Consider the following 25,891-nt stretch of genomic DNA (forward strand, 5'->3'; position numbering starts at 1 on the left):
TTCAGTTCTTCGTGGTGGTTGAGCTAACTGGCAGTGTTGGATATGTCTTATTTTATATAAAACAAGGGGTCTTGTGAACCGGAGTGTCCACAAGACCCCAACATTTATTATAGAACCAAAAATGAGCTGCCCGCATGTGCGGAGCAGCTCATTTCTATATAGCTAAAACTTTATCAACTGGGTTTAGAAAGCGTTATACGAATATTCGTAGTACATATCGGTCAGAAGATCCATCTTATCACTCATTTCGACCATGAGATTGGAAGCCGTATCGTAGTCTTTGGCAGCCAGGGCTTCTTTGATCTTCGAGAAAATGGACAGGCTCTTTTCCGTATCGCGGCCCAGTTCCGTACGCAGGGCGTTGATTTTGGTCCAGCGTTCGACTTCAAGGGCATTGCTGTCGCCGTCGGCATGGAGCTGTTTGGCAGCGATGACCTTGGAGAGGTTTTCCGGAATGAGGCGGTACTGGAGTTCGAGGGCCCAGCGGTTGAGGGCGCCGAGGCGGAACGATTCCATGATACGCTTCTGGAAAGCGTCGCAGGCCAGGGTATCTACTTTATCCGGATGGAGGTCGAGGGCCTTGAAGTTTTCCCAGACCGTCCGCGGTGCCTTGCCGAACATGGCATCCCGTTCTTCACTGGTGAAGTTTTCAAAGACGTCGACTTCCGAGCGATAAGCCCGGTCTTTTTCAAGATAATCTGCATCTTCGCCGGGCTTCTTGGACAGTTCAGCCAGGAGGGCTTCGCCGTTCTTACCACTGGAGAGAGCATATTTGATGCCGTCGAGGGCGGCCAAATAGCCCATGGCGATGGCAATGTAGGTATTGGTGAAGGGGTTCGGAGAACGGAGTTCGAACCGTGTAGCCGCCGGGCTTGCGATGTTGCGGATGAGGCCGATGAGGACCGAACGGTTACGGGTCTGGACGTCCGGACGATCACCGCCGAGGGCCGTTACGATGCAAACAGGGGCTTCAAAACCCGGTTTCAAGCGGTTCAGGGAATCTGTCGTTGCCGAAACGAAGGGGTTCATGACTTCGTAGTGTTTGAGCATGCCCATGATGGCGCCGTAACCGACGACGGACAGGAAGTCGCTCTTCATATCAGACGGGTTGAAGAGGTTGACGAATTTGCCGTTCTTCATGATGGCCCCGATGCCGAAGTGCGTATGTTCACCGGAACCGGCAACGCCGTGAATCGGTTTTGCCTGGAAGGTGACTTCAAGGCCGTTTTCACGGAATACTTCGCGGACGATGATACGGGCTGCGATTTCATTATCTGCCGTCTGGACCGGGTCGTTGGCAAATTTCCAGTCGACTTCGAGCTGTTCGAGGACGAAGGTCAATTTACCGGAATCGTCGATCTGGGCTTTGACGCCGCCGACTTCCTTATGGCCCATTTCCGGTTCGAGACCGTATTTTTCGAGGCGTTCGATGGTCTGTTCAAGAGCCGTACGAACGACGCCGTGCGTGCGCTGCCAATACTGTTCCTGCAATTTCTGCGAAGCCGACAAGAGGCGCGTCGCTACATCCTGGCTCGGCGTCTTGACCCAGAATTCCAGTTCCGTCGCCGTCGTGAGGACGATTTTTTCGATGTCATCGACATTGACCGACGTACCGGGCAGGCCATACTGTTTGACCAGCGCCAAGACCTGGTCGCTGACGTAGTCGCAGGTGTTGCGGAGGATCGACCGGGAATCGATGTAGCCCGTGGCATGACGAAGGAAGCTGGGAATACGCAGGGTGCCGACCGGTTTTCCCGTTTCCGGGTCGATGTTGTCGTCGTTGTAGTCGACGAACCAGCTGACCGACGGGTCGGCTTTGATGTCGACGCGGGCATTGGACAAGATGGCGATGCCCGGCAGGACGACGGACGAACCATCGGTCTGGAATGCCGTCGCATTGAAGAATTTATCGTAGTCATCGAAGAAGACGCTGATAGGAATCTTTTCGTCCGTATCATTGCCTGCCAAATCGATGCCTACGAGGGATACGAATTTGATTTCCGGATGCTGTTCCAATAAAGCCAGCACCCCTTCTTTACCATACTGACCTGCCGGAATTACGTATACCAACTCATCTTTTGTCATTATGACTCCTCCTTTAGGTGAAAAAAAAGACTCCGATCCCACAGTCGGGATTCGGAGTCTTCCTTGACTCTTGTTTCATGATTTATTTTGTTTTCAAATCATGTTAAAATAATACAATCATTTAGTCTATTTGTCAATAGATTTTTTAAGGAATCTATGGCAATCAACGATGTTGTAAAATTTCTCGAACAATCTGTGAAACAACCTTGCCATCGGTCCGTCCCTGCACTTTCGGCATGACGAGCTTCATGACAGCCCCCATCTGAAGGCCTTCCTGGCCTTTAATGGTATCGGTGACGATTTGGCGGACTTCATCTTCCGTCAGCTGCTTCGGCATGTACTTTTCCAGTACGGCCATTTCAGCCTTCGTTTCTTCGACTAAGTCGGCACGGCCGGCTTTTTCGAATTCAGCTAATGACTCCCTGCGTTGTTTCATTTCTTTGGCAATGACGGCGCCGACACCGGCATCGTCGAGTTCGCAATGACCGCCGTCGATTTCCGCGTTGCGGATGGCCGAACGGACCATACGAATAACGGACAAAGCCGTCTTACCGGCTTCTTTGGCTTTCATTGCCTCTTTCATGTCCTGAAGAAGTTCGTTCTTAAGAGACATGGTATCACCCTTCTTACATTAACGATTATGCTCTGTACTTCCGTTTCCGTGCTGCTTCGGACTTTTTCTTTCTCCGTACACTCGGTTTTTCGTAGTGTTCACGTTTCCGAACTTCGGAAAGAACACCAGCCTTTTGGCAAGAACGTTTGAAGCGGCGAAGAGCGCTGTCTAACGTTTCGTTTTTACCAACTCTGATTTCTGCCATTCTGTTATCCCTCCCTCCAAGGTATGATAGGGAGTGCTGTTACTGCACACAATGAAATTATACTCAGATTATGGCTGTTTGTCAATAACTTATGAGGTTCTGATACGATTTATCATAACTTTGTCAACGCCCTTGGAGTCGGCTTTCACCTGCATCGGCCCCGGATCGAATAAAACTTTTCGCTATGAAAATTGTGTTTTATCATCGTACATTTATCCGTTACAGCACGTATATTCTGTCAATTGTAAAGACAAGCCCCGACCATGAAGCGGACGAAGGAAAAGTAATCCCGCGTATCACTCAAACGAATTTCTACGCCGCGGCCCCGCGCGGTTCTCTCCTTTATAAAGGACAAGGCGTCGCCATCACCTTTAAGGCTTTGAAACGCTTCATCCCGCCGGACCAGGACCGATCCCCGGCTGGCGGCGACGAGAGCCGTAAAGGTTTCCATGTTGGGAATGAAGTAAAATTTTAATACCATCATCAAGACCTCCTTCGCCGCATCGCGGCCGTGTGGTTTCTTCCCTTCTCTATTATAAGAATACCGTCATGCAGGTCTTGATACAACGAAAATTCAGCCGTATACTATAATAAAACAGCCAAACAAAGAGGTGTCCCCATGATATTGACAGACTGTTCTATCCCGGTCGACGATCGGTCGCAAGAAATAAAACCCCACGGAAACGCAGCCTTCCCCTGTGCCGGCTACACCGTCCATTACCGGCAGGAAATAGGCGATAACGTCCCCTGGCACTGGCACGATGAACTGGAAATCATCTACATCGCAGGCGGGAAAATGACCGCAAAGGTCCCGGCTCACACGTTCCATCTGACCGCCGGCGATATATTGGCCGTCAACGGCAATACCCTTCATGCGGCCCTGGCCGATCCGGAATGCGACCTGCGCTCCTTTGTCTTCAGTCCGTCGCTGATTTCCGGCAGTGACGACTCGATTCTATGGGTGAAGTATATTCGTCCCCTCCTCACCTGTCCGGCCTTTTCGGCCTTTTACTGCCGGGGAAGCCAAGACGACACGACAGCTCGCCGCTTCCGCACCGCTTTTAAAGCCATGACGGACGAACCGTCAGGCTTTGAATTTACCGTCCGAGAAGAACTGTCACAAATCTGTCTCTTTCTGTACGATCAATTCCGCCCCGACGGAGATGCCCCTTCAGAGATGCAAAGTCTTGACGAAGAACGGATCAAAAAGATGTTAACCTATATCCACACCCACTTCGAAGACCCCCTCACCGTCACCGATATTGCCGACGCCGCCGCAATCAGCCAGCGTGAATGCCTGCACTGCTTTCAAAAGACGATCCAGTTGTCACCCATCCAATACGTCTTAAAATACCGGATCATGCAGGGCGCCGACCAGCTCTTGACGAAGCCGACTAAGAGCATTGCCGCCATCGCCGCCGCCTGCGGCTTCGACAGTCAGAGCCACTTTGCCAAGACCTTTAAGCGCTTTTATGCCTATACGCCTCGAGAATACCGAAAAAAACACGGCGAAAGCCGAAGCACAGATTCGGGCCGAAGCGAATGAGCGCTGAACCGACATCAGAGAAGATACAGAAAACCGTCAGGAACATCGATTCCTGACGGTTTATTTTTGCCTATCACGGGTTAGGGGGTATCCGCGTAAAAAGTTCAGCGGATGAACTTGCCAAAGACGTAATTACCGTAGGCCAGCCCCTTATCGCTAAGGCGGATCCGGGATCCCTGTTCTTCCAAGAGGCCTTGGCCCATGAGGCCGTCGATGACGGGACCGAAATCGGCTTCGATGGGCTGCCCGAAACGGCGCTCATAGTCCTCTTTATCGATGCCGACGCGGCGGCGCAGGGCTAAGAAGCAGTAGTCCTCGACGGCTCGCTTGGCATCGATAAGGACGCGTTCGCCTTCGACGCTCCCCTTCCCGGCCCTTTCGATATACTGAGGGATATTGGCCATGTTGGCCCAGCGGGCCGTACCGTCAAAGGAGTGGGCTGACACGCCAAAGCCGATGTAGGGCTCATAGATCCAGTACTTGCGGTTGTGTTTCGATTCAAAAGGCCCTTTTGCATAACTTGAAATTTCATAGTGGTGGAATCCCAGGTCGTGCATCTGATGGTGGACGGCCTGGCCCATGGCTTCGACAACCTCGTCATCGGGAAGTGTCCAAAGGCCCTTAGAAAGGCCGTGTTTCAAAGGCGTCCCGTCTTCGACGATGAGGCTGTAAATCGAAGCGTGATCCACGGGAAGGTCTCCCAAGCGCTGAACATCGCGCCGGACGTCCTCGACGGTTTGGCCCGGCAGGCCGTACATCAGATCGATAGACAGGTTGCGGATGCCGGCGTCCCAGGCCGCGTATAAAGCGTTCTCCCCTTCTTTGGCCGTGTGAATGCGGCCCAAGAAGGACAGCATCCGGTCAGAAAAGGACTGGATACCGAGACTCAAACGGTTGATGCCGTAAGAAACGTAGGCTGCCGCCTTTTCCCCGTCGAGGCTTTCCGGGTTGGCTTCGATCGTAATTTCAGCCTCCGTCGTAACCTCGAAGGTCTGCCGCAGCTGCCGAAGGATATCTCCCACGGCCTTTGCGTAAAGAATGGACGGCGTACCGCCGCCGATATAAATCGTATCGACGGACTTCCCGGCATAAGGCGTGGCCGCAATGTCCCGGCAGAGGGCCGGAACATATCCTTCCAGATAGCGTTCGAGGCCGCTGTACGAAGGAAAATCGCAGTACAAACATTTATGCCGGCAAAAGGGAATGTGAACGTAGATGCCGAGCATTACGATTCGTCGACTTTGAGGACGGCCATGAAGGCTTCCTGAGGAATTTCGACGGTGCCGAACTGTTTCATCCGCTTCTTGCCTTCCTTCTGTTTTTCAAGGAGCTTGCGCTTACGGGAAATATCGCCGCCGTAGCATTTGGCCAAAACGTCTTTACGCAAGGCCGCTACGTTTTCGCGGGCGATGATCTTATTGCCGACGGCTGCCTGGACGGGGATCTGGAAGAGCTGGCGCGGAATGAGGCTGCGCAGCTTTTCGACCAGGGCCCGGCCGCGGCGGGCGGCAAAGTCGCGGTGGACGATGACACTCAAGGCGTCGACGACGTCGCCGTTGATGAGGATGTCCATCTTGACCATAGGCGACGACTGATAGCCGTTGAGCTCATAGTCGAGGGAGGCATAGCCGCGGGTCGCCGACTTCAAGACGTCGAAGTAGTCGTAAAGGATTTCGCACAGGGGCAGGTTGTAGACCAGGGAGACGCGCGTGTCGTCGAGGTAGTCCATGGTGACGTACTGGCCGCGGCGGCTCTGGGAAATTTCCATGACCGTACCGACCATGTCCTTAGGGATGATGATCGTCGTCTTGACCAAGGGTTCTTCGATGTGGTCGACCTTGGTCATATCGGGCATCTGCGACGGGTTATCGACTTCGACCATCGTCCCGTCCGTGCAGTAGACGCGGTAAATAACCGACGGCGCCGTCGTGATCAGGGACAGGTCGTATTCCCGTTCCAACCGTTCGCGGACGACGTCCATATGGAGGAGGCCCAAGAAGCCGCAGCGGAAGCCGAAGCCTAAGGCCGACGACGTTTCCGGTTCAAAGAGCAATGCCGCGTCGTTGAGATGGAGTTTTTCCAAGGCGTCGCGCAGGTTGTCGTAGTCGTTCGTTTCGACCGGGTAGAGGCCGCAGTAGACCATGGGCACGGCCCGTCGATAGCCCGGCAAGGCTTCGGCTGCCGGCCGTTCGGCCAAGGTAACCGTGTCGCCGACGCGGCAGTCGCGGACGTTCTTCATGCTGGCTGCCAAATAACCGACGCTGCCGCAACCGAGAGACGGCACGGGATGCATCTGAGGCAGGAAGACGCCCGTTTCGATGACTTCAAATTCTTTTCCCGAAGCCATCATGCGGATCCGCTGGCCCGGCTTTAAGCTGCCTTCCATGATGCGGATGTTGGCAATAGCCCCCTTATAGGCATCGAAGTGAGAGTCGAAGATGAGGGCCCGCAAGGGCTTATCTTCTTCATCGGCCGGTGCGGGAATGCGCTGGACAATGGCTTCCAGGACCTGGTCGACGCCGAGGCCCGTCTTGGCGCTGATCATGATAGCGTCGGAGGCATCGAGGCCGATGACGTCTTCGATTTCCTTGCAGACCCGGTCCGGGTCGGCACTAGGCAGGTCGACCTTATTGATGATGGGGATGATCTCTAAGTCATGTTCCAAGGCAAGGTACACGTTGGCCAAGGTCTGGGCTTCGACGCCCTGGGTAGCGTCGACGATGAGCAGGGCCCCTTCGCAGGCGGCCAGGCTTCGCGATACTTCGTAGTTGAAGTCGACGTGCCCCGGCGTGTCGATGAGGTTCAGCGTGTACTGTTTGCCGTCTTTGGCATCATAAATGAGGCGGGCCGACTGCGCTTTGATAGTAATGCCTCGTTCTCGTTCAAGGTCCATCGTGTCGAGTAACTGGGCTTCCATTTCCCGTTCGGGCACAGTGCCGGTCATTTCCAGCATCCGGTCGGCCAAGGTAGACTTGCCGTGGTCGATATGAGCAATGATTGAAAAGTTTCTGATATGATCTGTGGACACCGTATGTTTCCCCTCTTTCTTATTGGATGACGCCGCCGCCGAGGACGCGTTCCCCTGTTTCTTCATCGTAGAGCACGAGGGCCTGGCCGGCCGTAACGGCACGCTGGGCTTCATCGAACTCGACGCGCATGTCGTCGCCGTCAGGATAGACCGTGCAGGGCGATTCGTTAGCCGCATAGCGTATCTTGCCGAGGGCCCGGAAGGGCGCTGTCGGCACCTGTTCGACCCAGGTTGCTTCGCTGGCTTCGACGGTCTTTGAAAACAGGTCCTTTTCTGAACCGACGATGACCCGATTATGTTCGACGTCTAAGGCCGTGACATAGTAGGGACCGCCGGGACCACCGAGGTTGAGTCCCCGCCGCTGGCCGACGGTATAGGCGGCAATGCCCTGATGGCGGCCGATGACGCGGCCCGATTCATCGACGAAGTCGCCGGGCTTAAAGATATCCTCCTGTTCCTTTTCCAAAAAGCCCTTGTAGTCGTTGTCGGGAATGAAGCAAATATCCTGACTTTCGGGCTTATTGAAGACCGGAAGATTCCACTCTTTGGCCAGTTTCCGCGTATCGGCCTTCTCGAGATCGGCCATGGGAAACAGGAGGTGCGGCAAGATGTCCTGGGTCAGCTGATAGAGGACGTAGGACTGATCTTTGCGGCGGTCTGTACCGCGTAAGAGCGAATAGATTCCCGTCTGTTCGTCTTTTGCCAGACGGGCGTAATGGCCGGTGGCCAGAAAATCGGCGCCAAACTGCTTGGCTTTTTCCCAGAGCAGGCCGAATTTAATAAATTTATTGCAGGCAATGCAAGGATTGGGCGTCTTGCCCCGGCGATAGGAATCGACGAAATAGTCGATGACATCGCGGCGGAATAATTCGCGGAAATCCAAGGTATAATGGGGAATGCCCAGGACCGAAGCGACGGCTTTAGCGTCGTCGACGGAACTGAGGGAACAGCAGGCGTGGACGTTGTCGATAGTGCAGGCCGGGTCTTCTTCCCACAGGCGCAGGGTAATGCCGATAACATCATAGCCCTGCTGCTTTAAAAGGCCGGCTGTAACCGAGCTGTCGACGCCGCCGCTCATAGCTACTGCGACTCGTTTCATGTTTAATCTCCTCTACTGGTCGTCACGGCGTCCCGGATCCGGGACACGGCGTATTCAATATCTTCTTTCGTATTGTCTTTGCCGACGGACAGGCGGATGCTGCTGCGCAGCCACTTTTCTTCGACGCCCATGGCCTGTAGGACGTGGGACGCTTCGACGGCACCGGCTTCGCAGGCCGACCCGGCCGATACGGCAATGCCCTGTAAATCGAGGGCGATGAGTAAAATAGCGCTGTCCACCCCATCGACGCTGAAGTCGATGATATTGGGCAGAACCTGACGGCGATTGCCGTTTAAGCGGAACCGATCGTCGCCTTGAATGAGCTTGTCATAGACGATGTCGGTCAAAACCCGGGCGGCTTTGGCCCGATCTTCCCGTTCTTTTTCAAGTAAGGCCGCTGCCTCGCCGAAACCGACGATGGCGGCGACGTTTTCGGTCCCTGCCCGCAGGCGGTGTTCCTGAGGACCGCCGTAGGCTTCGGCTGTCACCTTTAGGCCGTGGCGGATATACAAGGCACCGACGCCCTTAGGGCCATAAATCTTATGGCTACAGACGGTGAGCATGTCGATATTTTCTTCCATAGGCCGGACGGGCAGATAGCCGAAGGCCTGAACAGCATCGACATGAAAGGCAACGCCTTTTTCCCTGGCCAGGGCTCCGATGGCAGCAATGGGCTGGATCATGCCCGTTTCATTGTTGGCGTACATGACCGAAATGAGGGCCGTATCGTCCCTCATGGCAGCTTCCACATCGTCTGCTGAGACGCAGCCGTCTCCATTGACGGGGACGTAGGTCACGTCATAGCCCTTTTCTTCCAGGGCCTGGAAAGTTCTCAGGACGGCATGGTGTTCGACGTCCGTCGTAATGACGTGGCCGCCCTTGGGAAAATTGGCCCGCAGATAGCCTAAAACAGCCAGGTTATCCGCTTCTGTTCCGCCGCTGGTAAAAACCAGGTCTTCGCCGCTGACGCCGAGGCAGTGTGCGACTTGACCGCGTGCCTTCTGAACGGCAGCCCGAGCTTGTTGACCAAAGTAATGGAGGCTCGACGGATTGCCGTAAGATGTCGTCAGATACGGCATCATGGCGTCCAGGACTTCCCGGTCCATAGGCGTCGCTGCGGCATTATCTAAATAAATGCGTTTCATTTATATTACGTACTCCTATATTGACAAAAAAGCTATGAAAAATAGCTTAATCTTTATAATACCATAGGGCGGCCCTTTTGTATATCCGTCCTTTTGACATATGGCCGTCATCAGGACTTGGCGTAGAGGCTGGGCACGCCGTCGACGTCGGCACACTTGGTGTTGCAGGTCTCGCCGCTGCAGACCCAAAAGACTCCGTAAGGACCGTTTCTTTTCTGGAAGGTTCCTTTTTTACAGCGCGGGCAAGGATAAGGCGATGGTTTGCCCTCCCCTCCCTTACCTTCTCCGGCAATGGGTTCCGTATGGCGGCACTTAGGGTAGTTGCTGCAACCGTAGAAGTCGCCGTACTTACCGTGGCGCTTGACCATGGGGCTGCCGCATTCCGGACAGGCCTTGGCGCCTTCGGCTTTCATGACGACGCCGCCGGCAGCCGTGACCAAGGCTTTCAGAAAATCGAGCTGGTCGCGGAGGAAGGCTTCGAGGTTGTCCTTCCCGAGGCTCATCTGATAAAGCCGTTCTTCCCAAATGGCCGTTTCATCGGGATAGAGCATTTCGTCGGGCAGGGCGTCGACGAGGAGATAGGCGTTATCCGTCGGCTTGAGGTATTTCTTTTTCCCTTCGGCCGTCAAGAATTTGCGCTGAATCAATTCTTGAATGATCGTCGCCCGCGTCGCTTCCGTGCCGATACCTTGAACTTCTTTCAACTTCTTCTTCAGGCTGTCGTCTTTGACGTACTTATAAATCTCCTTCATGGCCGCCAATAAGGTCGACGGCGTAAACCGCGGCGGCGGCTTGGTGGCCTTCTTGTCAACCTGGCCGTTTCGGTAATGGACGGCATCGCCCTTGCGGACGACGGGAAGTTCTCCCTTTTCTTCGTCGTCTTCATTCTTGTCGCTCTGATAAAGGGCTTTCCAGCCAAGAACGGTAACGGCCTTGCCGTGGGCGACGAAGGTCTCGTCGGCGCAGTCGATAGTAATCCGCGTCTGGTCGTATTCGTGGATGGGATAGAACTGGGCCAGATAAGCCTGGGCGATGAGGTAATAGATGCGCTGCTGGACGGCAGTCAATTTGTCGAAGGGACAAGGAACGGTCGTCGGGATGATGGCATGATGGGCCGTGATCTTGCTGTCGTTCCAAGCCCGACTCTTGATCTTGCCGTCAGCCCCGGCCGCCCATTCGGGAAGCTTCCCGGCCGGGATGGCTGCGATATTCGCTAAGATGCGAGGCACGTCTTTACGCTGATTGAGGGGCAGGTATTCACAGTCCGAACGGGGATAGGTCGTAAGCTTCCGTTCGTACAAGGTCTGGGCCGTGTCGAGGACCTGCTGCGGCGTGTAGCCGTAGCGCTTGCCGGCCAGGACCTGAAGGGACGACAAGGATAAGGGCAGACGCTGGGGTTCTTTCTTCTTAGACTTCTTATTCTCGACGATCGTTCCGTCGGGATCGGCAGCTAAGCGGGATAAGATATCCTTCGCCGCTTCTTCCTTGATACAGCGCCCTTCGGAATCGAGGCCGGCCTGGGTATCCTTCGGCTGCCACTGAGCGCGGATAAGTCCGTTTTTATGCTCAAAATCGGCTTTCACGACGTAATACGTGACCGGCACGAAATCGTCGAGTTCCCGCTGGCGGCGGACGACGAGGGCTAAGGTCGGCGTCTTGACTCTTCCGATGGGAAAGACGACGCGATGGCCTTGACGACGAGCCGACAAGGTATAGGCTCGGGACAGGTTCATACCGATGAGCCAGTCGGCCCGGCTCCGAGCTAAGGCCGAATCCTTCAAGTGGACGAAGTCGCCGTTGCTGCGAAGATCGCCTAAGGATTCATGGATGCTCTTTTCATCGAGGGCGTTGAGGAGGATGCGCTCGACAGGCTTTTCGTTTCCCACGTAGTCGAGGATCTCGTCGATGAGCAGCTGCCCTTCCCGGTCAGGGTCACCGGCATTGACGATGGCATCGACATCGGGACTTGAAATGAGGCCTTCAATGATATGGAACTGCTCCTTGCTGGCCGGACTGATGAGGAGTTTCCATTCCGTCGGAATGATGGGTAAATCTTCCGCCTTCCAGCGTTTATATTTTGGGTCGTAGTCTTGAGGTTCGGCCTGCTGCAGGACGTGGCCGTAAGCCCAGGTGACGATGCCGCCTCCCGTACGGATACAGCCGTTTCCCCGCCGATGAGGTTCAGGCAGGCACTTAGCCAGTTCCCGGGCCATACTCGGTTTTTCGGCAATAAAAAGTTTCATACCACATCTCTCTTTCTGCAATAGACTGTACCTTATAGCATACCATATTTTGAGGTTTCTTTACAGGGTACCATCGGCACAAAAAGCAACCCAGGCCTATACGGCTTGGGTTACTTTGGCTAATTGTCCGACGGCGGTAATGACATTGGCAAAGGCCGGCGGAATATCGTCTTTTTCAAGGGATTGGCCGAGGAGGCGTCCGAGAATGACGCCTTTATTGCTGTACAGCCAGGCAAAATAGTAGACGTACAGGGCCCGCTTATTGCGGGGGTTGACGTTCCACAACCGGCGTGCCGGATAGTCATGGTAATTGATATCCAGCTTACGGCAGGCCTTTTTGATCATGTCCGTCGTAGCCCTGGCGTGGTCGCCGCAGGCCGTGTTGATGATGCGGTCCAAATCGCGGCGCCGTCCCCTGTCGAGGAGGGTCTTGGCCAAATCCATTTCAAAACAGATTTCATGAGTAAAATAGACACCGCGTTCCCCCTTGTGGGCCGCCTTGACGTCGGCGTCATACAAGGCTGCGACAGGAATCTTGAAGTATTCCAAAAGGGCTTTGATCTTAGAAATAGAGCTTTCACCGCGGGCGTTGATGAGACAGATGCCGTAGTAGTCAAAGGGTATGTTTAAGGTCACGCCGAACTGCTGGAAGCAGCCGTACTCCGTTTCGCCTTCGACGATGAGGGCGCTTCGCGAATAGAGGGCCGCCTTGACTTCCGGGAAGTGCATGATCAGGTGTTTTTCAATTTCTTCGCTGAAATGGAAACAAGAGCCACAGGCGGCCTTGACCATCCCCTGCTTATCGCGGTACAGGCGGATGATGTTGCGATAGTCGTCGATGAGGGAATCCGTCGAATGAGTGACGATAAACAGCTGCCCCCGCAGTCCGTCGATGTTGAACAGATCCTTGAGGATCCGGCAGAACTGGGGATCTTCGTTCTGGAGAAGCTGCTGATAATAATGGAGGACCGACCGCTGCATATACGGATGCAAGTGGATTTCAGGCTCGTCGATGGAGATGATGAGCGGCAGGTACCGCCTTCCTTTTTCATCGACGATGAGGTTGTGTTCCATGGGCACGGCCCGGCTGAGGGACATTTGGTAGACATGGGTAATGACGCAGAGCGCCGCCAGGGAAATGAATTTCATATTGTCCGCCCGGGGCCGATCCGTGCGGCACAAAAGCTTCGACAAGAGGAAGATATTGACGAAGTAGGAAGAATCGAGGCTGCCGACGGCCACTTCATGATGGATAAAGGCCCGGGCATCTTCTGACAAACCGTCCCAATGCTCCTCTCCCCAAGCCGAGAGCTTCTGCTCTAAGGCCCGATAGATTCGCGGAGCCACCCGCTGCTCTTCGGGAATGGTCGCCGAATAGGACACGTAGCGCAGGCGGCGGATCAATTCTAAGGGCAGCTCTTCCCCCGTATCGTCGAGGTAGAGATGGGGATACATATCGCTGATATGCATTTCCATGCGGATGCGCAGGTCTTGGCGATGTTCATCGGGTTTATCGGCAAAGTACTCCTTGTCGCTCTCGAGGAGATGAAGCCCCATGGTGATGATGATGGGCTGTGACGGATTGGCGTAATCGTCTTCGTCGACGTTGCGGCCGTCGCTCATATATGCCAAAAGGCGCAGGAGACCGCTCTTGCCGATGGCATTTTCCCCGACGATATAGTTTGCCTTTTCATGAAAGGTCATGTCGACATCTTGTAAGTTTCGATAATTTTGAATGCGCATGTGCGTGATATACACAACGATTCCTCCTTTTTCCGGATATCCTTACTATAGGTATTCGACAAAAAACGCGCTGCTCCCTTCTTTTGAGAGACAGCGCGTTATTCCATTTCGGCAAGGAGACTTAGCGACCGCTTTTACGGCAAAGTTTCGCCAATCGGCGAGCCAAATCAAAGGTCGTCTGGCCTTCCTTCATCTGCCACTGCCAGTTGCCGTCGGCGACGCCGGGAACGTTCATCCGAGCTTCTGCCGGGAGGGCCAACAGATCCTGCATGGGCACGATGACCGTTTCAGCCCGGCGGCGGTAGGTGTAGGCGATGACGGCCTGTACCAGCTCTTCCGGCGAGACGTCGTCAGAAAGGTCCAGCATGCGGCGAATATGAAGCTGTTCGCTTTCAGAAAGTTCCTGTTCATACCATCCCCGAATCGTATTGTTGTCGTGGGTCCCCGTATAGGCGATGCAGTTCGGTTCCGTATCGAAGGCTCGAATGCCGTCGGAACGGTCTTTAAGGTGGAACTGGAATACCTTCATACCCGGGAGATCAAGGGCGTCTTTTAAGGCGCAGACGTCATCGGTAATGACGCCTAAATCTTCGGCAACCAGGTTCAGTCGGCCCAGTTTTTGATAGACGGCGCGGAACAAATCGAGGCCCGGCCCTTCTTTCCAGGCACCGTCTTTTGCCGTCGGGGCGCCCTGAGGGACGGCCCAGTAGGCGGCAAAGCCCCGGAAATGATCGACCCGCAGTTCATCGAAGAGGTCTTTCATGCGGCGGAAACGGTCGGTCCACCACTGATAGCCGTCGGCGGCCATGGCTTCGTAATCATACAAGGGATTGCCCCAAAGCTGGCCGTCGGCACTGAAGTAGTCAGGCGGTACGCCGGCGACCGATACGGGCCGTCCGTCTTCATCGAGGTCGAACTGATCCTGATGAGCCCAGCAGTCGGCACTGTCATGGGCAACGAACATGGGCAGGTCGCCGAGGATGGTGATGCCGTTTTCTTTGGCATACTCCCGAAGCTCGTGCCACTGACGGTCGAAGATGTACTGCATGAATTTGACATGGGATACGGTGGCTGAGAGTTCCTTTGCATACCGCGTAAGGGCTGCGGCATCGTGGCAGCGGATGTCATCGGGCCATTCCGTCCAAGGACGGCCCTTAAAGAAATCACGGATACTGCGGAACAAGGCGTAGTCGTCGAGCCAGTAGGCATTGGCCTCACAGAAGTCCCGGAAGGGCTGCCAGGAAATGACGAGGTCCTTATCGTGAGACAGATTCCATAAGATGCGGGCCTTTTCGGCCGCCACCTCCGATGGCGGCAAGCCTTTCCCCATAGCGATGAAATCGGCAACGACGTCTTTTTTCAACCAGCCCCAGTCACACAGTCGTTCTAAAGAAATGAGGGATTCGTTGCCGGCAAAGGCCGATTCCGAGAGATACGGCGAATCGCCGGCCAAGGGCGGCATCAGGGGCAGGATCTGCCACACCGATTGACCGGCCGTCTTAAGGAAGTCGACGAAGCGATACGCCGCCGTCCCTAAGACGCCCTTTCCGACAGCTGCCGGAAGGGACGTCGGGTGAAGGAGGACGCCGCTGCGTTTCTTTTTGGCCTCACCGGCCTGTAAGATGACAGCCTCTAAGGGCGGCAGGGTCAGGGTCAGGCGGCTGTTCAAGGTTACTTCCGGTTCCATCCGCTTATTCAGGGCATTGGTAAACTTGCCGTAAGCCAATCCGTCGGTATACAGGCTGATGGTCCGAAGCGCCGACGGATTCCGGTTCATGGCGACGATGAACAGCCCGTCTTCTGCCGGTTTCCCAAAGACGTCGCGGCCGCCTTCGATGAGCCTGGCAAAGGCGTAGACGTCGCCGTCGGCGTAGAGCGGGATGAAACGGCCCGTCTGTAAAGCATCATGAGCCGTCCGCAAACGCGTCAAAGCCTTGGTCCAACCGAGAATATCCCAGTCTTCCCGTCCCCAGGGGTAGGTCCGGCGGTTGTCCGGGTCCTTACCGCCGGTGAGGCCGGCTTCATCACCGTAATAGATACAGGGTGCACCGGGCATGGTCATCTGCCACGTCGTCAAGAGTTTCAACCGCTTCTTGGCCGTCGTTTCGACATCTTCTACGTCAGTGCCGCCGGCGGCACTCAGGACGGTCAAGATCCGTTCGATGTCATGGCTGCTGATGAGGTTGAGCATGGCATAGAAATTTTCCGGCGGATAATTTTCCCGAAGGCGGGTCAATTCATCATTCATGCGCCGTGCCTCTTTGGCTCCGGTGCCAAAATCCACCATCAAGGCCCTTTGGGCGTAGTTCATGGCGCTGTCGATGTCGTAGCCCGAGAGGTATTCCCGCTGCTCGCTGTAGCTGACCTTATTCGACGCGTCTTCCCAGACTTCGCCGATGAGGACGGCGTCGGGGTTTTCTTCTTTCAAGGTCTTATAGAACTGCCGCAAGAAAGGAACGGGCAGCTCGTCGATGACATCGAGGCGCCAGCCGCGGATGCCCTGATTGAGCCAGTATTTGAGGACGCTTTCTTTCTTGTTAATGATGAAATCCATGTACGACGGCGTCGTTTCCTCGACGTCGGGCAGGTCCGACACGCCCCACCACGATTCGTATTCATCGGGATAGTTGGTGAATCGGAACCATTCGTAGTACGGCGATTCCTTCGATTGGTAAGCGCCGACGCCGGGATAATGGCCGAAGCGGTTGAAGTAGATACTGTCGGCCCCGGTATGGCTGAAAACGCCGTCGAGGATGACGGCCATGCCGGCCTCTTTGGCAGCTTTACAAAAGGCGGCAAATTCTTCATTGGTCCCCAGCATGGGATCGACGCGGAAATAATCGGCCGTGCCGTAGCGGTGGTTGCTCGAACTTTCAAAGATGGGATTGAGGTAAATGGCCGTAATGCCCAATTCTTTTAAATAAGGCAGTTTCTCCTGAATGCCCTTGATATTGCCGCCGAAAAAGTCATAATAAACGATGTCGCCGACGCCTTCCCGCTTGCAGTAGTAAGGCTTATCATACCAATTACTGTGAATAACGGCCCCTTCTTTGCCCCAAAGGTTTTCCCCGTCGCCGCTGCGATAGAAGCGGTCAGGGAAAATCTGATAGACGATGGCATGCTTAAACCAGTCCGGCGTATGGGCCTCTTTGTCGTAGACCGTAATCTGATAGGCCGGCGGCGCCGCTTCATAGACGGCCCCTTCCCCGCCGAGCTGTTCGTAATTATTCCCGTAATAACGCGTCGTATCTCCGTCGCTTACGATGAAGTAATACCATAAGAGGCAGCCCTTATCGGGAATGGGCACGACGGCTTTAAAGGCCTGGTCCTCATAAGTCATGGAGAGATGCGATTCACCGACGTTACTCTGCCACAGGCGCACCTCAGCCCGGCAATTCTCCCCCTGTCCCGAAGCTCCCAGGCGCAGGATGAGCCGGCTTCCCGACGGGACGGCACCGAAGGCAGACCGATAATAAAAATCATGAGAGTTGTGATACAGTCGTAAGTCCATAGAAAATCCTTTCTTCTTCATCAAGAATCCCCCGTCGCGCATACCCGACGGGGGACCCGATACTGAGCCCCTTACAGCTGCAGTACACTTTCATATAAACTTATATAGGCGTCAGCCGATTGGTTCCAGCTGTAATCGCTGGTCATGGCGTTGCGGACCAGCTGATCCCAAAGAGAATCGTCTTCATAATAACCGAGAGCCCGTTTCGTCGTAAACAAGAGTTCGTGGGCATTGAAATTCGGGAAGGTCAGGCCGTTGCCCTGTTTGCTGTACTTATCGAAGGGCTGTACCGTATCCTTGAGTCCTCCCGTTTCCCGGACGATAGGAATGGATCCGTAGCGCAGGGCGATGAGCTGGCTGAGACCGCACGGTTCATAGCGCGACGGCATGAGGAACATATCCGACGCGGCGTAGACCTTATGAGCCAGGGCTTCATTGAACATGATATTGGCCGAGACCTTGTTGGGATGGCGGTAAGCCAGTTCCCGGAAGGCATCTTCATAGCCGGCATCGCCGGTCCCGACCAGGACCAGCTGGACTTCGTCATCGACGAGTTCATCCATGATCCGCATGACAAGGTCCAGGCCCTTGTCTTCGACGAGGCGCGTGACCATAGCGATGAGGGGTACGCCGCGTTTGATACGAAGGCCGAGTTCAGCACGCAGGGCGTCTTTATTTTCCCGTTTGTCCGCCCGGGCCGTATCGACAGAGTACTGCTTTTTGATGTACGGATCCGTTTCCGGATTGTAAGCATCGACGTCGAGACCATTCAAAATGCCCGACACTTTGCCGCTGTTAGCCCGGATATAGCCGTCCAGGCCTTCCCCGAAGTAGGGATAGGTGATTTCCTGAGCGTACGTCGGGCTGACCGTCGTAACCCGGTCGGCATAGACCAGGCCGGACTTCATGTAGTTTACGCAGCCGTCGCATTCGAGATTGCCCTTATCAAAGAGTTCCTGCGGCAGGCCGATGATGTCGCGCATAATCGACGGCGGATAGATGCCCTGATACTTCAGGTTATGGATGGTATAGACCAGCTTCATATCCTTATAAAAGTCGTCGTGGCGGAAGTCTTCTTTGAGGAAGACGCCCATGAGCCCTGTATGCCAGTCGTTGCAGTGGATGATATCGGGCTTAAAGCCAACGGCGGGCAGCATGGTCAAAACGGCGCGGCAGAAATAAGCAAACCGTTCGGCGTCATCGCCGTAGCCATAGAGATTGTCCCGCTTGAAATACCATTCGTTGTCGATAAAATAGACGGTCACCCCGTCTTGTTCTACCGCTTCGACGCCGTAATAGAGCTGGCGCCAAGACAAGTTGACCGTACCGGTCACGACGGTCTTCATCTTTTCTTTGACAGCATCGGCAATGCCGCTGTATTTCGGAATGACCAGCCGGACGTCCACGCCTTTTTGGGCTAATGCCTTCGGCAAGGCCCCCATGACATCGGCTAAGCCGCCAGTTTTAATAAATGGCACTGCTTCTGAAGCCACAAATAATACCTTCATCGTCTGTCCCTCCCTTTTACGGTCTGATGTCGTCCGCGCCGCTTCTCGCGTTGCTTGGGCACGGCGTTCTATAGATGGTGATGGATGTGTTACTGATACCCGCCGTCTCGTTTGATGCCGGCGTGTTCCCTTTCTCATGCCTTTGCCTTCTTTCTCAGCCATTCAGCTGTTCTTCTTCGCAGTCCGGTTTCTGTGCCTCTCAGCCCTTTCGGCGCAGATAAATCGTCGCCAACGGCGGCAGGGTCAATTCGATGGACTGGTCCATGCCGTGCATGGGTACATCCTGAGCGGCAAAAACGCCTTCATTGAGGACGTTCGACCCGCCAAAGGCTTCGGCATCGCTGTTAAAGACTTCGACGTAATCGCCCTTGACGGGAACGCCGATGCGGTACGAATGGCGGACGACAGGCGTAAAGTTGCAGATGACGACGGTCGAATCGGTTTCGTCTTTGCTCGTCCGGAAGAAGGCAATGACGCTGTTGTCGTTGTCATCGCAGCTGATCCAGGAAAAGCCCGACCAGTCGCAGTCCTCTTCCCACAATTCCGGATGGTCGACGTAGTACCCGTTCAGTTGGCGCACGTAGTCATGCATAGCCGAATGCATGGGGTAATTCAAGAGGTGCCAGTCGAGGCTGTCATCGTACTTCCATTCGATGAACTGGCCGAATTCACTGCCCATGAACAAGAGTTTCTTGCCGGGATGGGCCATCCAGTAGCCGTAGAAGGCTCGAAGGCCGGCAAATTTCTGCCAATAATCGCCGGGCATCTTATCCAGGAGCGAGTGTTTGCCGTGGACGACTTCATCGTGCGACAAGGGCAGGATGAAGTTTTCCGAAAAGGCGTAGCACAAGGAAAAGGTAATGAGATTGTGATTGTCCTTGCGGAACAAGGGATCCATGGACATATAGCGCAGCATATCGTTCATCCAGCCCATGTTCCACTTATAATTGAAGCCCAAGCCGCCGACGTCGACCGGTTTGGTGACAAGGGGCCAAGCCGACGATTCTTCGGCGATCATGAGGGCCTGAGGAAATTCTTTAAAGACGGCCGCATTGAGATGGCGCAAAAAGTCGATGGCTTCCAAATTTTCCCGGCCGCCGTACTTATTGGCCTGCCATTCTCCGTCGGGATGGCCGTAGTCGAGATACAGCATATTGGCCACGGCGTCGATGCGAAGGCCGTCGATATGGAACTGGCTCAGCCAAAAGAGGGCGCTGGAAATGAGGAAGGACTGGACTTCCGTCCGGCCATAGTCGAAGTTCATCGTATCCCATTCCTTGTTTTCCGCCAAAATCGGATTTCCCGATTCGTAGCACGGTTCTCCGTCGAAGTGGCGCAGGCCGTGGGCGTCGCGGCAAAAGTGGCCCGGCACCCAGTCGAGGATGACGCCGATGCCGTTTCGGTGGCAGTGGTCGATGAGATACATAAAATCTTCCGGCGTGCCATAGCGGCTGGTCGCTGAAAAATAACCCGTTCCCTGATAGCCCCAGGAACCGTCAAAGGGATATTCACACAGCGGCATGAGCTCGATATGGGTATAATGCATGTCTTTTACGTAAGCGACCAGCTCTTCGGCGATATCGCGGTAAGTCAGCATGCCGCCGTCTTCGCCGCGCCGCCACGAGCCGAGATGGACTTCATAAGTCAGCATCGGTTTACGATACGAATCGTAAGCCTCACGGCTATCCATCCATTTCTTATCGTGCCAGGTATAGTGGAGCTTGGTCAGTTTCGATGCCGTATGAGGCCGTACTTCCGACCAGAAAGCGTAAGGGTCGCTCTTTAAGATGCGTTCTCCAGACGCCGTCGTAATGGCGTATTTATAAATATCGCCTTCTTTAAGGCCTTCTATATATGCGACCCAAATGCCATTGCCTTGGCTGCTTCGTTCCATCGGATTGGCATCGTCATCCCAATGGTTGAAGTCACCGACGACACTGACCTTCTGTGCATGCGGTGCCCAAAGGGCAAAACGCACGCAGGATTTCCGGCGCCACCCTGTAAAGTGAGCGCCGAACAGTCGATAGCTGGCATAATTCGTACCCTGGTGATACAAGAAGGTACTGTATTCGTCGATTGCACTGAGTTTCATCGCATATCCCCCTGTCTTTCAGTCGTGCTTAGATGGCTTGATGTGCCAAATATCGTCGGCGTACTGCTTGATCGTCCGGTCACTGGAGAAATATCCCGACTGGGCAATATTGACGACACTGGACCGCCACCAATCTGATTTATGTCCATACCGCTTGGCAATTTCCTGCTGTGCCTCACAGTAGGCTTTAAAATCTTTCAAGACGAAGTATTCGTCGTTCTTATCGAGGAGTGATTCATAGAGCAGATCGAAACTTTCACCGCCCAGAGTTCCGTCGACGAGGGCATCCATGAGGCGCCGTATATCGGAATCACTGCTGTACATCTTCCAAGACGAATAACCGCCGCGAATATAGTAATTCATGACTTCATCGGCTCGGAGGCCAAAGATGACGCAGTTGTCGTCACCGACGAGATCGTGGATTTCGACGTTGGCCCCGTCCATGGTCCCTAGGGTAATGGCTCCGTTCATCATGAATTTCATATTCCCCGTCCCGGACGCTTCCTTGCCGGCTGTCGAAATCTGTTCGCTGACGTCGGCGGCCGGGAAGAGGAGCTGTCCCAGGGATACGTTGTAATTTTCCAAGAACAGGACCTTCAGCTGCTGGCTGACCGTCCGGTCGCCATTGATCATGCGGGCGATGACGTTAATCAGGCGAATCGTTTCCTTGGCTTCGCCGTAACTGGCTGCGGCCTTGCCGCCGAAGAGATAGGTCCGCGGGGTAATGGTCAGGGACGGATTGTCCTTTAAGAGGAAGTAGAGGTGCAGGATATGGAGGATATTCAAGGTCTGGCGTTTGTATAAATGAATGCGCTTGATCTGAATATCGAAGATGGAATCGGTCCGGATATCCTGATTATACTTGTCCCGAATGTAGCGGGCCAGCCATTCCTTGCGTTCGGTCTTGACCTTGGCCAGCTTTTCCTTAAAGGAAGCGTCGTCTTTATAGGCCATGAGGTCGGCCAAACGCGACGGCGTCTTACGCCACTTGTCACCGATCGTATCGTCGATGAGGGACGCCAGTTTCGGATTGGCCTCGATGAGCCAGCGCCGATGGGAAATGCCGTTGGTCTTATTGGAAAAGCGGTGCGGGAAACAGGTATAGAATTGGTGCAGCGTCGAATCCTTCAAGATCTGCGAATGGATTTCGGCGACGCCGTTGACGCTGTGACTGCCGAGGACCGAGAGGTGCGCCATGTGAATCTGCCCGTCCCACAAGATGGCTACGTCACGGGCCTTATTTTCATCGCCCGGATAGAGACGGCGGACTTCTCGGAGCCAACGGTTGTTAATTTCTTCAATAATTAAATAAATTCGCGGCAAGAGGTCCTTAAACATGGGAATGGACCATTTTTCCAGGGCTTCCGGAAGGATCGTGTGATTGGTATAAGCGACGGTCCGGACGGTAATATCCCAGGCGGCCTGCCACGAGAGGCCTTCTTCATCCATGAAGATGCGCATCAGCTCGGGGATAACCAGAGCCGGATGGGTATCGTTGATATGGATGGCAACGTATTGGTCGAAACGATAGAGGCTTTCTCCGTATTTTTTCTTATAATGGCGGACAATACTTTGGACGCCGGCCGATACGAAGAAGTATTCCTGCATCAGGCGCAGGCGGCGTCCGTCTTCGGTGCTGTCATCGGGATAGAGAAAACGGGAAATCTGTTGGACGCTGTCTTTGTAGCGGAAGGCCCGGTGCCGGTCACCCATAGACAGTTCCTTATACATTTCTTCCCGGGAATACTCGGCCCGCCACAGACGAAGGGTATTGACCGTATCGTTTTGAAAGCCGATGACCGGCACGTCATACGGAACGGCCTTGACCGTCGAGAACTGTTCGTGAACACATTCGAGGCTACCGTCACCGGTAGGCCGCATATAGGCATTGCCGCCAAAGCGGACGTAGACGGCCTTGTCGACTTTCTTGACCTCCCAAGGATAGCCTTTGACCAGCCAGTTATCGGGCAGCTCGACCTGCTGGTTATCGACGATGCGCTGGTTAAACAGGCCGTACTGATAACGGATGCTGTTGCCGTGACCGGGAAGGGACAAGGCGGCCAGGGAGTCGATGAAGCAGGCTGCCAGCCGGCCGAGTCCCCCATTCCCGAGGCCGGGATCGCGTTCGGCCGGGATGACGTCTTCGAGATCCCAACCGAGGTCCTTCAAACCGTCCCGGCAGATGTTGTCCATATCGACATTGAGGAGATTCGATTCCAACAAGCGGCCCATGAGAAATTCAATGGAAAAATAATAGACTTGTTTGACTTTTTTCGCAGCATAGGATTGGTTGGTACGGATCCAATCTTCACTGACCAGATCGCGGATCATGTAGGCAATGGTCTGATAGACTTCGTTCAAGGTTAACTCTTGCAATTCCTTTTCCCACAGTCGGTAGGCTTTGTCGGTAAACAACCTTTTGAATTCTTCCTTGTCCTGCCATGTTTTCATATGCTTATTATCCCCTTTTGTCAAAACACTAACGTACGGAACATTTGCCAATGCACAACAGATCATCGGCGGTACGCTGTAAGTCGGCTTCCGGCTGGATGACCGAATTCTTATCGCAGACGACGTAGTCAAGCTGGGCGTCGTCACCGATGACCGAGTGCTGCATGATGATGCTGTTGCGGACGACCGCATTCTTTCCGACCCGGACGCGGCGGAAGAGGATCGAGTTTTCAACGCGCCCTTCGATGATGCAGCCGTTGGCTACGAGGGAGTTGGAAACGTGGGATTCTTCCATGTACTTAGCCGGAGCTTCGTCTTTGATCTTGGTATAAATACGGTGATCCAAGTCTTTTAAAAGCAGTTCGTGCCAAATGCGGCTGTCGCGCAGATCCATGTTGACTTCAAAATACGATTGGAGTGAATCGATCCGTTTGGCGTACCCTTGATAATTATACCCGAAAATGCGCAGGCGGTCGACGTTTCGCGGGAATACATCGGTAATGAGATGGGTATACCCTTTAGAGTAGGCCCGGCGGATGCAGTCCTGGAGGACGTCGCAGTCGATGATGATGCCGCGCTGGTAGAGGTTGTCCCCGGCTTTGACTTCCATCTTGGAGTCGATGGCCCGGACCCGGTCGGTGCAGTCCGTATCGATGGTCAGTACATAGCCTTCGCGATTAAAATCATACTGCTGTTTCTGATAAATAAGGGTTACGTCGGCATTGTGGCGGCGATGGAAGTGCAGGACTTCATCGTAGTCGATGTTCTGCACCATGTCGCAGCCCGACAGCAGAGCGTAGCGCTTATTGGCCCGCCGGATAAAAATCAGGTTGCGGTAATAAGCGGCGATGTCGCCTTCGACGGGATTTTCGATGTCGACCCGTTCTTCCGGCAGGTAAAACAGGCCGTCCCCCTTATGAGCCAATCCCCATTCCTTCCCGGAACGGATATGATCAAGGACCGACCGCGACTGACTCGAAAGCATGAGGCCGACGTTTTCGATGCCGGCATTGACCATGTTCGACAGGGTAAAGTCGATGAGGCGATACTTGCCGCCAATGGGAAGGGTCGCCAAGGGGCGTGTATCATTGATTTCCTTTAACGGGCGGTCTTCACGCATGTTGATGAGACCGATCATATTGCTGTTCATAGCGAGTCTTCCCCTTTCACGGTAACGTCTTCCGGTTCTCCGTCGGTAAGCTTTGCCTTACGGCCGAGAACGGCAACAGAGCCGTCTTTATTGCGCAGGACGGCACCGGGATAGATATGGCATCGTTCCCCTAAGATGGCCTTGTCGATGACGGCGTTCTCTTCAATGACGGTGCCGGGCATGATAACGGAATTGGTGACCTTAGCCCCTTCCTTGATGGTAACGCCGTAGAAAATGACGGAATTGCTGACATTGCCGAGTATTTCAGAGCCTTCGGCGATGAGAGAACTCTTGGCCGACCCGTTAGGTCCGATGAGATGAGGCGGAAAACTCTGGTTTCCCGAATAGATGCGCCACTTGCTGTCCCGAAGATTGATGGGCGGTTCATCTGCCAAAAGGTCCATGTTGGCCTGCCAGAGGCTGTCGATGGTACCGACATCCTTCCAGTAGCCTTCAAAGGGATAGGCGTAGAGCGGAACCTGATCGGCCAGCATGGTAGGAATGACATTTTTCCCGAAGTCATGTTCTGACTTTTCATCTTTGGCGTCGGCCCGGAGATACTCTTCGAGGACGGCCCGGTCAAAGATGTAGATGCCCATGGAAGCCAAATTGCTTTCGGGCTTGGCCGGTTTTTCCTGGAACTTGTTGATGCGCATGTCTTCATCAGCGACCATGATGCCGAAGCGGCTGGCTTCGTCCCAGGGGACGCGGATAGTACCGATGGTAACCTGAGCCTTATGCTTCTTGTGGAAATTGAGCATCTTGTCGTAATCCATGGAATAGACATGGTCGCCGGACAAGATGAGGACGTAGTCGTCACCGACCATATCGACGAAATTCAGATTCTGATAGATGGCGTCGGCCGTACCGCGATACCAGTTAGAACCGCCGTCGCTCTGATAAGGCGGCAGGACATAGGTACCGCCTCGATTGGAATCGAGGTTCCATGAACTGCCGTTACCGATGTACCAGTTCAGTTCGAGAGGCTGATATTGGGTCAGGATACCGACCGTATCGATGCCGGAATTACGGCAGTTGCTCAAAGGGAAGTCGATAATGCGGTATTTTCCTCCGAACAAGAGGCCCGGCTTGGCTTGGTCTTTGGTCAGGACGCCAAGACGGCTCCCCTTCCCACCAGCCAGGATCATAGCCAGGCAATTAGATTTTTTCATAAAAGCGCCTCCTAACGCGACTTCGGTCCGGCGGACGGTGAAAAGGAATGCCCTATGTCGAAGATGAGCTGACGGACCTGCATCGGACCGTACACATTACATACAATATAATATATACAGCCATTCATTTTATGATTATAGTATTAATTATACACCAAATCTGTTAGAAATTTAAAGGGATAACGATTAAAAATAGGGTAACAAATATCACAATTTTTCATTTTCCTTTATAATTTGACTACAATCAGGAACTATTATCAGCCAAAACGAGCAAAGCAGGCACTAATTTCGGAGCGTTTT

The 25,891-nt window shown here is 54.1% G+C and carries 17 protein-coding genes; 1 reads left to right on the forward strand and 16 read right to left on the reverse strand.

What is annotated here, in order from left to right; genetic code table 11:
• Positions 1-183: 183 nt before the first annotated feature.
• The 4 genes from A0U42_RS00670 to A0U42_RS00685 all read right to left on the reverse strand — a co-directional run bounded on the left by A0U42_RS00670 (position 184) and on the right by A0U42_RS00685 (position 3,387).
• A complete protein-coding gene (locus tag A0U42_RS00670) occupies positions 184-2,085 on the reverse strand; it encodes a glutamine synthetase (RefSeq protein ID WP_044503976.1) in 1,902 nt (633 codons plus the stop codon).
• A gap of 163 nt (positions 2,086-2,248) precedes the next feature.
• On the reverse strand, positions 2,249-2,698 hold the full coding sequence (locus A0U42_RS00675) for a GatB/YqeY domain-containing protein (RefSeq protein WP_044503977.1): 450 nt from the start codon (positions 2,696-2,698) through the stop codon (positions 2,249-2,251).
• 25 nt (positions 2,699-2,723) lie between these two features.
• Positions 2,724-2,903, reverse strand: coding sequence for a 30S ribosomal protein S21 (gene rpsU / locus A0U42_RS00680; RefSeq protein ID WP_020311403.1), 180 nt, complete (start codon positions 2,901-2,903; stop codon positions 2,724-2,726).
• A 238-nt stretch (positions 2,904-3,141) separates the two neighbouring features.
• Positions 3,142-3,387 carry a hypothetical protein gene (locus A0U42_RS00685; protein WP_141669481.1) on the reverse strand — a complete coding sequence of 82 codons (246 nt, stop codon included), beginning with the start codon at positions 3,385-3,387 and terminating at the stop codon, positions 3,142-3,144.
• Positions 3,388-3,522: 135 nt separating this feature from the next.
• Between A0U42_RS00685 and A0U42_RS00690 the strand changes: the two genes are divergently transcribed.
• Positions 3,523-4,449, forward strand: coding sequence for a helix-turn-helix domain-containing protein (locus A0U42_RS00690; RefSeq protein ID WP_065359472.1), 927 nt, complete (start codon positions 3,523-3,525; stop codon positions 4,447-4,449).
• 104 nt (positions 4,450-4,553) lie between these two features.
• Here A0U42_RS00690 and hemW read toward each other — a convergent pair whose 3' ends face one another.
• From hemW to A0U42_RS00750, 12 genes are all read right to left on the reverse strand, one after another.
• A complete protein-coding gene (gene hemW, locus A0U42_RS00695; protein ID WP_065359473.1) occupies positions 4,554-5,675 on the reverse strand; it encodes a radical SAM family heme chaperone HemW in 1,122 nt (373 codons plus the stop codon).
• Positions 5,675-7,477, reverse strand: coding sequence for a translation elongation factor 4 (gene lepA / locus A0U42_RS00700; protein ID WP_065359474.1), 1,803 nt, complete (start codon positions 7,475-7,477; stop codon positions 5,675-5,677). The genes hemW and lepA overlap by 1 nt, the downstream gene beginning before the upstream one ends.
• 19 nt (positions 7,478-7,496) lie before the next feature.
• Positions 7,497-8,576: a tRNA 2-thiouridine(34) synthase MnmA gene (gene mnmA, locus A0U42_RS00705; protein WP_065359475.1), complete on the reverse strand. Its 1,080-nt coding sequence runs from the start codon at positions 8,574-8,576 to the stop codon at positions 7,497-7,499.
• A 2-nt stretch (positions 8,577-8,578) separates the two neighbouring features.
• The gene (locus A0U42_RS00710; protein WP_065359476.1) at positions 8,579-9,721 is read right to left on the reverse strand and encodes a cysteine desulfurase family protein; all 1,143 of its coding nucleotides are present in this window, start codon (positions 9,719-9,721) and stop codon (positions 8,579-8,581) included.
• Between the two features lie 110 nt (positions 9,722-9,831).
• A complete protein-coding gene (locus A0U42_RS00715; RefSeq protein WP_065359477.1) occupies positions 9,832-11,964 on the reverse strand; it encodes a DNA topoisomerase III in 2,133 nt (710 codons plus the stop codon).
• A 96-nt stretch (positions 11,965-12,060) separates the two neighbouring features.
• On the reverse strand, positions 12,061-13,722 hold the full coding sequence (locus tag A0U42_RS00720) for an ATP-dependent endonuclease (protein ID WP_065359478.1): 1,662 nt from the start codon (positions 13,720-13,722) through the stop codon (positions 12,061-12,063).
• Between the two features lie 106 nt (positions 13,723-13,828).
• Complete coding sequence (gene malQ, locus A0U42_RS00725; protein ID WP_255304066.1) at positions 13,829-17,239, reverse strand: 4-alpha-glucanotransferase; 3,411 nt, start codon at positions 17,237-17,239, stop codon at positions 13,829-13,831.
• A gap of 50 nt (positions 17,240-17,289) precedes the next feature.
• A complete protein-coding gene (gene glgA, locus A0U42_RS00730; RefSeq protein ID WP_065359479.1) occupies positions 17,290-18,726 on the reverse strand; it encodes a glycogen synthase GlgA in 1,437 nt (478 codons plus the stop codon).
• Positions 18,727-18,925: 199 nt separating this feature from the next.
• Positions 18,926-20,818: a 1,4-alpha-glucan branching protein GlgB gene (gene glgB / locus A0U42_RS00735; protein WP_065359480.1), complete on the reverse strand. Its 1,893-nt coding sequence runs from the start codon at positions 20,816-20,818 to the stop codon at positions 18,926-18,928.
• 18 nt (positions 20,819-20,836) lie between these two features.
• The gene (locus A0U42_RS00740) at positions 20,837-23,269 is read right to left on the reverse strand and encodes a glycogen/starch/alpha-glucan phosphorylase (RefSeq protein WP_083122090.1); all 2,433 of its coding nucleotides are present in this window, start codon (positions 23,267-23,269) and stop codon (positions 20,837-20,839) included.
• 28 nt (positions 23,270-23,297) lie between these two features.
• A complete protein-coding gene (gene glgD, locus A0U42_RS00745; RefSeq protein ID WP_065359481.1) occupies positions 23,298-24,419 on the reverse strand; it encodes a glucose-1-phosphate adenylyltransferase subunit GlgD in 1,122 nt (373 codons plus the stop codon).
• A complete protein-coding gene (locus A0U42_RS00750; protein ID WP_065359482.1) occupies positions 24,416-25,591 on the reverse strand; it encodes a glucose-1-phosphate adenylyltransferase in 1,176 nt (391 codons plus the stop codon). The genes glgD and A0U42_RS00750 overlap by 4 nt, the downstream gene beginning before the upstream one ends.
• Positions 25,592-25,891: the final 300 nt, after the last annotated feature.

The sequence above is a fragment of the Megasphaera sp. DISK 18 genome (assembly GCF_001682955.1).
Lineage (GTDB): Bacteria > Bacillota > Negativicutes > Veillonellales > Megasphaeraceae > Megasphaera > Megasphaera massiliensis.

Excerpts from the sequence above, each read along its gene's own strand:
- A0U42_RS00690 (WP_065359472.1), top strand. The coding sequence starts at position 3,523 with ATGATATTGACAGACTGTTCTATCCCGGTCGACGATCGGTCGCAAGAA.
- A0U42_RS00740 (WP_083122090.1), bottom strand. The coding sequence starts at position 23,269 with ATGAAAACATGGCAGGACAAGGAAGAATTCAAAAGGTTGTTTACCGAC.
- A0U42_RS00685 (WP_141669481.1), bottom strand. The coding sequence starts at position 3,387 with ATGATGGTATTAAAATTTTACTTCATTCCCAACATGGAAACCTTTACG.
- hemW (WP_065359473.1), bottom strand. The coding sequence starts at position 5,675 with ATGCTCGGCATCTACGTTCACATTCCCTTTTGCCGGCATAAATGTTTG.
- mnmA (WP_065359475.1), bottom strand. The coding sequence starts at position 8,576 with ATGAAACGAGTCGCAGTAGCTATGAGCGGCGGCGTCGACAGCTCGGTT.
- A0U42_RS00710 (WP_065359476.1), bottom strand. The coding sequence starts at position 9,721 with ATGAAACGCATTTATTTAGATAATGCCGCAGCGACGCCTATGGACCGG.
- A0U42_RS00715 (WP_065359477.1), bottom strand. The coding sequence starts at position 11,964 with ATGAAACTTTTTATTGCCGAAAAACCGAGTATGGCCCGGGAACTGGCT.
- glgD (WP_065359481.1), bottom strand. The coding sequence starts at position 24,419 with ATGAACAGCAATATGATCGGTCTCATCAACATGCGTGAAGACCGCCCG.
- A0U42_RS00670 (WP_044503976.1), bottom strand. The coding sequence starts at position 2,085 with ATGACAAAAGATGAGTTGGTATACGTAATTCCGGCAGGTCAGTATGGT.
- glgA (WP_065359479.1), bottom strand. The coding sequence starts at position 18,726 with ATGAAGGTATTATTTGTGGCTTCAGAAGCAGTGCCATTTATTAAAACT.
- glgB (WP_065359480.1), bottom strand. The coding sequence starts at position 20,818 with ATGAAACTCAGTGCAATCGACGAATACAGTACCTTCTTGTATCACCAG.
- rpsU (WP_020311403.1), bottom strand. The coding sequence starts at position 2,903 with ATGGCAGAAATCAGAGTTGGTAAAAACGAAACGTTAGACAGCGCTCTT.
- malQ (WP_255304066.1), bottom strand. The coding sequence starts at position 17,239 with ATGAAGAAGAAAGGATTTTCTATGGACTTACGACTGTATCACAACTCT.
- A0U42_RS00750 (WP_065359482.1), bottom strand. The coding sequence starts at position 25,591 with ATGAAAAAATCTAATTGCCTGGCTATGATCCTGGCTGGTGGGAAGGGG.
- A0U42_RS00675 (WP_044503977.1), bottom strand. The coding sequence starts at position 2,698 with ATGTCTCTTAAGAACGAACTTCTTCAGGACATGAAAGAGGCAATGAAA.